The 7,241-nt window shown below is 52.1% G+C and carries 6 protein-coding genes; 1 reads left to right on the top strand and 5 read right to left on the bottom strand.

The genetic code is table 11. The features are described 5' to 3' along the window. Positions 1-206 precede the first annotated feature (206 nt). Positions 207-1,505 carry an MFS transporter gene (locus FDX14_RS09075; protein WP_042306624.1) on the top strand — a complete coding sequence of 433 codons (1,299 nt, stop codon included), beginning with the start codon at positions 207-209 and terminating at the stop codon, positions 1,503-1,505. On the opposite strand, the gene FDX14_RS09070 is transcribed toward FDX14_RS09075, so the two are convergent. The 5 genes from FDX14_RS09070 to trxC all read right to left on the bottom strand — a co-directional run bounded on the left by FDX14_RS09070 (position 1,502) and on the right by trxC (position 7,224). After that, entirely contained in the window at positions 1,502-1,837 is a 336-nt protein-coding gene (locus tag FDX14_RS09070; protein ID WP_375714180.1) for a YfiM family lipoprotein, read from the bottom strand. The two genes, FDX14_RS09075 and FDX14_RS09070, sit on opposite strands and share 4 nt — an antisense overlap. Before the next feature lie 32 nt (positions 1,838-1,869). Continuing rightward, positions 1,870-3,225, bottom strand: coding sequence for a CDP-diacylglycerol--serine O-phosphatidyltransferase (pssA, locus tag FDX14_RS09065; protein WP_038642732.1), 1,356 nt, complete (start codon positions 3,223-3,225; stop codon positions 1,870-1,872). A 114-nt stretch (positions 3,226-3,339) separates the two neighbouring features. Next, the gene (locus FDX14_RS09060) at positions 3,340-6,000 is read right to left on the bottom strand and encodes a bifunctional acetate--CoA ligase family protein/GNAT family N-acetyltransferase (RefSeq protein WP_042306626.1); all 2,661 of its coding nucleotides are present in this window, start codon (positions 5,998-6,000) and stop codon (positions 3,340-3,342) included. 36 nt (positions 6,001-6,036) lie between these two features. Then, on the bottom strand, positions 6,037-6,735 hold the full coding sequence (gene tapT / locus FDX14_RS09055) for a tRNA-uridine aminocarboxypropyltransferase (RefSeq protein WP_137349369.1): 699 nt from the start codon (positions 6,733-6,735) through the stop codon (positions 6,037-6,039). Positions 6,736-6,804: 69 nt separating this feature from the next. Then, on the bottom strand, positions 6,805-7,224 hold the full coding sequence (gene trxC, locus FDX14_RS09050; RefSeq protein ID WP_003037559.1) for a thioredoxin TrxC: 420 nt from the start codon (positions 7,222-7,224) through the stop codon (positions 6,805-6,807). Positions 7,225-7,241: the final 17 nt, after the last annotated feature.

Below are 7,241 nucleotides of genomic sequence, written 5' to 3'. Positions count from 1 at the left end.
GCGTCTGTACGAAATGAAACCTGCCGGATGCCTTATCCGACCTTCGACTCTATTTCCTCAAACATATCTGAATCCTTTCTCTGCTAATTAAAACCGTGACTTATATCTCATAATTAATTATAACAATTATATAACATTTAATTTACCAAAAAAGACACAACTAGCATTAATAAATTCACGCGATCCTTGGCAGGGGTATAATTCGAATGGCTGATAGCAGTGTAACTGAGAACGGAGCGCTGACTGATGGCGATACTCGTCGCCGTATTTGGGCGATTGTTGGAGCATCATCAGGGAATCTGGTCGAATGGTTTGATTTCTATATCTACTCTTTCTGCTCTCTCTATTTTGCACACATCTTTTTTCCCTCTGGGAACACCACCACCCAACTTTTACAAACTGCCGGCGTTTTTGCCGCAGGCTTTCTGATGCGCCCTATCGGCGGATGGTTGTTTGGTCGCATCGCCGATAAGCACGGGCGTAAAAAATCCATGCTGTTGTCAGTTTGTATGATGTGTATGGGATCGTTGGTGATTGCTTGTCTTCCGGGGTATGAAACGATAGGTACCTGGGCTCCTGCGCTACTGCTGCTGGCCAGATTATTTCAGGGGCTGTCTGTCGGCGGTGAATACGGGACCAGCGCTACCTACATGAGTGAAGTGGCTATTGAAGGTAAGAAAGGTTTTTATGCTTCATTCCAGTACGTAACGTTAATTGGCGGGCAGCTACTGGCATTGCTGGTTGTGGTCATTTTGCAGCAAACGTTAGAAGACTCTGCGCTCAGAGAGTGGGGATGGCGTATTCCATTTGCGCTGGGTGCAGTGCTGGCTATTGTCGCGCTATGGCTGCGTCGTCAGCTGGATGAAACCTCGAAACAGGATGTTCGTGCGTTAAAAGAAGCAGGCTCTCTGAAAGGTCTGTGGCGTAATCGCAAAGCCTTTGTCATGGTGCTTGGCTTTACCGCTGCTGGCTCGCTGTGTTTTTACACCTTCACAACCTATATGCAGAAGTACCTGGTTAACACCGCCGGTATGCATGCCAACGTAGCCAGCGGGATTATGACGGCGGCACTGTGTGTATTCATGCTGGTGCAACCATTGTTTGGCGCTTTGTCAGATAAAATTGGCAGACGTACTTCCATGCTATGCTTTGGCGCATTAGCCGCGATTTTTACCGTTCCCATTCTGACAGCGTTGCAAAACGTGACGTCTCCGTATATGGCGTTTGCTCTGGTAATGTGTGCCTTGTTGATCGTGAGTTTCTATACGTCTATCAGCGGCATTCTGAAGGCTGAGATGTTTCCGGCGCAGGTGCGCGCCCTGGGGGTTGGGTTATCTTATGCAGTGGCGAATGCCCTGTTTGGTGGTTCAGCCGAATATGTTGCCTTATCCCTGAAATCCATCGGTATGGAAACGACATTCTTCTGGTACGTTACCGCGCTGGCAGTCATCGCATTTTTAGTATCGCTGATGCTGCATGGCAAGGGGAAAGGGCTGCGCCTCTAATGATGTGCCAGTTGCCAGACTGCATAGCCGGTTGAGGCGCCCGCTATATCCCAGGCAAAGTCCTTCCAGCTCCAGCCGCTCCCAGCGGGGCGGCTGTCCCACAGCTCTTTTGATGCGCCCAGGCTGACTGAGAACATCAAACCAATAGCCGCACTGCGATCGCGGCTGTAACCCTGATGCTGGGCATATTCATTGCCGGCTGCGGCAAGCATGGCGGAGGCGATAAAGTGTTGAGCTTTGTCTTGTCCGCTCCAGCGGTCGTTTGCCATGTGGCTGCAGCCCGAAATAGCCAGGACACTGGTAAGAATAAACAGGCGCACCGTTGCCTCCATAGGAAAAACCCCGTCACTGGACGGGGTCTTGGTTACAGAATACGGCTAATTAATCTGTCGATACGAATACGGCGTAGTCGACGGATGAGCTTGCGCACCTTGACTGGATAGTCAGCAATGCTTTGCAGGTCGCGGTAGTGCTTCACCACGGTGGTATGCGTGCGGATAAGCTCCAGCTCTTTATCGCGCTGGGGCGCCAGCTCTTGCTTAGGATCGTGGATAAGGATGGCGTTTTCCAGATCCAGACGCCAGGCTCGAGGATTAAGGTTGTTGCCGGTGAGCAGCATCCATTTATCATCAACCCACATGCCTTTCAGATGATAAGTGTTGTCATCATCTTTCCATAAGCGCACGACCAACTGATCGGTATTCACATAATATTGCAGTCTGCTCAGAAAACGGCGCAGATTAATTTCATACAGATAAGGCAGCGCGCCGATGATTTTAAAAGGCTCATCTTCCGGGATGTAAAAGTCGTTGGCAGTTTTATCACCGACAATGATTTCGACCTTTTTCCCTTCACGCAGCAGCTGAATGATATTGCGCACCAGTATGGCGGGCAGATTGAAATAAGGGGTACAAATTGTGAGTTTGTGCTCTGCGCAGGGCATGAGGTGGAAAATAGTCTTATTTAACAGACTGGATTTTCCGAGTCCAACCAGCGGCGTAACAGAAAGCTGTTCATTATCCGCATCCCCCTGAAAATGGAATGACGCATCCCGCAGTTCCTGACGGTACAAGCGAATGTCGTTTTTAATTTCCGGGCTTTTAGGGCGATTGATATCATCAAGACGATTAACGCCGCGACCATTCATCAGGTTTTGCGCCACCCAATTGAACATGATATCGGCCATTTGCGCGTTGCGAATCAACTGATAACGGTCGTAGCGATATTTATCATGCTGATGCAGATAAACATCGTTCAGGCTGGCGCCGCTATACAGGACGCTGTCATCGATGATAAAGCCTTTGAAATGCAGAACGCCAAGGGCTTCGCGAGTGTTAATCGGCACGCCATAGACAGGAATATCGATACCAGGGTTTTCTTGCGCCATGCGGCAATACCAGTCAGCGTTGGTATTTGATGCCGCAGCACCAATGCGCCCGCGCTGGGCTCGGTGCCAGTCGACAAGCACCCGGACATCCAGTTCAGGACGCTGCCGTTTTGCCGCATAGAGCGCGTCGAGTATGCCTTTGCCACCGTCATCCTGTTCCAGGTACAGCGCAATAATGCAGATCCGTCGCGTCGCGCTGGCTATTTTTTCCAGCAGAGTCTCCCTGAAATTAGCGGGAGCATAAAAGAAATCTACATCATCAACTGACTGAGAAATCTTGGGTAGTTGGGCAAGGTGTTGTTGATGTTTATTACGCTTAAATTTTGACAACATCACAGTGCATTTCTTCTCTGTTCATTGAAGGGTCCTCTGTGCTATGCAGACGACATAAGCGGGCAATGATACCACCAGTACCCATTAATGTGGTCAACATTTCCAGTACCTTACTCACGATTCCTCAAATTGGGCCAGATTAAGCGTTAGCCCAACAATCCCCTCTTCGAGTTGGACGTCAACAACAAACCCGAGTTTCCGGGCCAGGGCGACCATACCGCGATTGTTTGGCATCGTAATACCATTCAAACGTCTAAGTCCGTGATCTCGGGTATAGGCAATTAATTTTTCCATCAATCGGCGACCCAGTCCAAGTCCTTTGAGATCAGAACGAACCAGGACGGCAAACTCGGCATCTACGTTATCAGGATCCGAGATAGCTCGCGTCACGCCGAGGATCTCTTCATGATTATCTCTACAACGCACAGCGACAAAGGCCATTTCACGATCGTAGTCGATCTGTGTCATATTGGCTAAATCTTCATGGGTAAATTCGTTGATCTCACTAAAATAGCGATAATAAAGATCTTCTTTTGTTACCTGAGAAATGAACTGCTGCAGATGAGGTTCATCCTCTGGCAAAATGGGGCGGAACAGGCAGCGCTCGCCGTTCTTCAACTCCACCCACTCTTCAAGCTGATGAGGGTAGGGACGTACAGCCAATCTGCTTTCGTTATCGCCTGTGAAGGGGGCAATGTCCAGCGTGACATCCAGCGCGGTAAATTCACCGGCGGAGGCCAGCAGCGGATGGATATCCAGACGCTGAATTTCCGGACAATCGACGATCAGGTTGGATACCTGCACCAGAAGCTGGCTTAGTCCGGCGATATCCAGTGGGCGTAGTGCGCTACGAGCGCGGATCTTCTTATTTTTGATCCCTTGGATCACCAGATAACGCGCCAGATTCATGTTCAATGGCGGCAATGCCACCACGGCTTGCTCTTCTGGTCGCCACTCAACCCCACCTTCACCCAGCATAATCAGTGGGCCAAATACCGGATCGTGTTCAACGACGACGCGAAGCTCCTGAGCGCCAGCGCGATTCGCCATGCTTTGCACTAATAAACCGTGGATGCGCGCTTGCGGCCAGGCCATTTTCACCCGATCAAAAATCGCGTTCGCGGCCTGCTGTACCTCTGTTGCCGTTCTCAGGTAGAGCATTACCCCCTGAACTTCCGACTTATGCGGGATATCAGGTGAACGCAGCTTGAGCGCCACCGGATAGCCGATCTGCTCTGCGATATGCACAGCTTCCGCGCTGTCGCTGGCGATCCAGGTCGGGAGCGTGTGTAAGCCATAAGCTTGTAAAATCGGCTGCACTTCATGGGTGTCCAGCGATGTGGCTCCTTCGGCAATCGCTTGCTGTAACAGATTATGCGCCTCGGCGGTGTTAGTGGTCAGGTAGTCCGGTAGCGCAGGCGTTTCTCGCAGTTGCTTCTGGTTACGCCGATACTCGACCATATGCATAAACGCGGTGATGGTCCCTTCCGGCGTACGGTAGGTGGGCAACCCTGCTTCGCTAAATAGCCTACGGGCTTCCTGAGAAGAAAACTCCCCGCACCAGTTGGTCAGTAAGGAGATAAATTTCCCTCGTGGATGCTGCTTTACTGCTTCGATCAACGCTTGTGCGCTTTCGGTCCCGGGGGCGGCGGCGCTGGGCGAATGAATGACCATCAGCGCGTCGAAGTCCTGACTGGCGAGCAAAATATCCAGGGCTTTTACATAGTGTTCGCTACTGGCATCGTCACGCAGATCCAGTGGGTTGCCGATATCAACATGGGCTGGTAGTGCATCGCGTAATTTCTGGCAGGTATCTTCACTCAGCGTGGCGAGTTTGCCATTTTTCGACCATAGCTCATCCAATGCCAGTGCGGCAGGTGCGGCGCCGTTACTGATGATCATTAGCCTGTCACCACGCAGCGGGCGCATGTGACTCAGGGTTTCGACCGCTGAGAACAGCTCGTGAGTGTCTTGTACTCGCAATAAACCGGCGCGCTGGATAGCTGCGTCCCAGGCTGGGTCCATTCCGGCGCTGGTGTGCAGTAAACGCTGCGCTGCCGGGCTACGGCCACTCTTAATCACCAGAATGGGTTTGTTGCGCGCGGCGCTACGGGCGGCAGAGACAAAGCGCCGGGCATCGCTCAAATGTTCGAGATAGAGCAATATCGCGCTGGTTTTGCTGTCGCGTGCCAGGTAATCCAGTAGTTCATCAACGTCGATATCCAGGCTGTCACCCAGCGCGATGAAGTAAGAAAAGCCCATTTCTCTCTGCTGTGCCCAGTCGAGTATGGTATTGGATACGGCCGCGGATTGAGAGATAAAAGCCAGCTTGCCGCGCTTAATCGGGACGGGGGAAAAGCTGGCGTTAAGTCCCTGCCAGGGGGCGAGAAGTCCCAGACTGTTGGGACCCAGCAGGCGTATTTTATAGCGTGAGGCGCAGGCCAACAGTTCTGCATGTTGGGCCGCGGGAGCCGAAAGAATAATGCAGGTTTTACAGCCTTTCTCGCCAAGCGCTTCGAGTAATGCCAGGTTACGGCTGGCATTGGTGCACAATACGGCGAGGTCGGGGCTAAAAGGCAAGCTACTGATATTGGGCCAGGCCAGTACACCCAATACCGCTTTCCAGGCGGGCGTCACCGGTAGAACTGGCCCATTGAAACCGCCGGCAAGCAGATTACGCATCATCAGGTAACCCGCGCGGTTAGGCTTCATCGACGCCCCAATCACCGCAATGGATTTCGGTCGCAGTAGTGCTTCCAGACCACGTTGACTCATATCGGCTTCCTTAATGACTCCAGTGACCGAATGATTTTAAACGCTTTCTGTGGAGTCTGCTGTGACGCTCCCCTGATGTTGGGTTTTTCCTGCCAGGTAACGGGTTTTAAAGCGAGTGAAGTGATCGCTTAACCCTTCCGCAGCTTGCGTATCACCAGCCAGATCCAGCAAAGCGATAGCCACTTCGGCAGTACAGTATTGCCCTTTGGCGTGAATACCACGCAGGTGATAAGCAGAAAGGCGCGATAAATCAACGGAGATCACCGGCAGGTTGTCGAGGTACGGGCTTTTGCGGAACATTTTACGCGCTTCCGGCCAGGTGCCATCGAGCATGATAAACAATGGTGGTTTACCGGTTGGCGGCGTGAAAATCACTTCGCGCTCTTCGCCCGCATAGGACGCCGGGAACACGACCATCGGCTGGTAATCAGGATTTTTCACCAGATCAAGCAGCGCCTGCGGCGGTTCGGTGCGTGACCACTGAAAAGCTGCGGTATCTGGCAAAATATCGGCGATTAAACGTCCCGTATTGCTGGGCTTCATTGGCTCGGTATCAAACATGACCAGACAAAAACGGCTTTTGGCCTCAGACGGTACTAACGTTGCGCATAAGCAGAGCTTTAGCGGCAGCAGGCAGCGCTGGCAGCGACGAATACGGTTACCTCGGGCGAGGAAAGGACGGGTGGCGCGCGCGAGGCGCTCAGCGCGTAACTGAAGAACTGCGTTATCGGTCATGGGGGAACACGTCGAAAAACGCTATTGTCGCAGAGGTGAAAACGGGGCACAAGATGCGCCCCGCAGAGATTATAGTGATTCGTTAAGCCAGCTATCAAACGGTGCCTTAGGGACGGCGCCATTGAGCATGTCGACGATTTCACCTTTTCTGAAGATCATGATGGTCGGAATACTGCGGATACCGAAGCGGGCGCTGAGTTCACGCTCGGCTTCCGTATTCACTTTAACAAAACGCACTTTACCGCTACGCTCTTCCGCGACATCTTCAAAAATTGGGGCAAAGTTACGGCATGGCCCGCACCAGGGGGCCCAAAAATCAACCACCACCGGGAGATCGTCTTTTAACAGTTTATCCAGTGTTTCACCGGTCGCATTGATCACCTCCCCATCAAACAGGTCGTGACCACAGCGTCCGCATTTAGCCGCTTCCTGGACACGATCGTCGGGAATGCGGTTGATAGCCTGGCAGCTGGTACAAACGGTATTCATAACTAACCTCTGGATGA

This window comes from Citrobacter sp. wls710, assembly GCF_005281115.1.
Taxonomy (GTDB): domain Bacteria; phylum Pseudomonadota; class Gammaproteobacteria; order Enterobacterales; family Enterobacteriaceae; genus Citrobacter; species Citrobacter werkmanii.
This window is presented reverse-complemented; position numbering and strand designations above follow the sequence as displayed.

Coding starts and splice junctions, on each gene's coding strand:
- FDX14_RS09070 (WP_375714180.1), bottom strand. CDS start 1,837: ATGGAGGCAACGGTGCGCCTGTTTATTCTTACCAGTGTCCTGGCTATT.
- FDX14_RS09060 (WP_042306626.1), bottom strand. CDS start 6,000: ATGAGTCAACGTGGTCTGGAAGCACTACTGCGACCGAAATCCATTGCG.
- pssA (WP_038642732.1), bottom strand. CDS start 3,225: ATGTTGTCAAAATTTAAGCGTAATAAACATCAACAACACCTTGCCCAA.
- tapT (WP_137349369.1), bottom strand. CDS start 6,735: ATGACCGATAACGCAGTTCTTCAGTTACGCGCTGAGCGCCTCGCGCGC.
- trxC (WP_003037559.1), bottom strand. CDS start 7,224: ATGAATACCGTTTGTACCAGCTGCCAGGCTATCAACCGCATTCCCGAC.
- FDX14_RS09075 (WP_042306624.1), top strand. CDS start 207: ATGGCTGATAGCAGTGTAACTGAGAACGGAGCGCTGACTGATGGCGAT.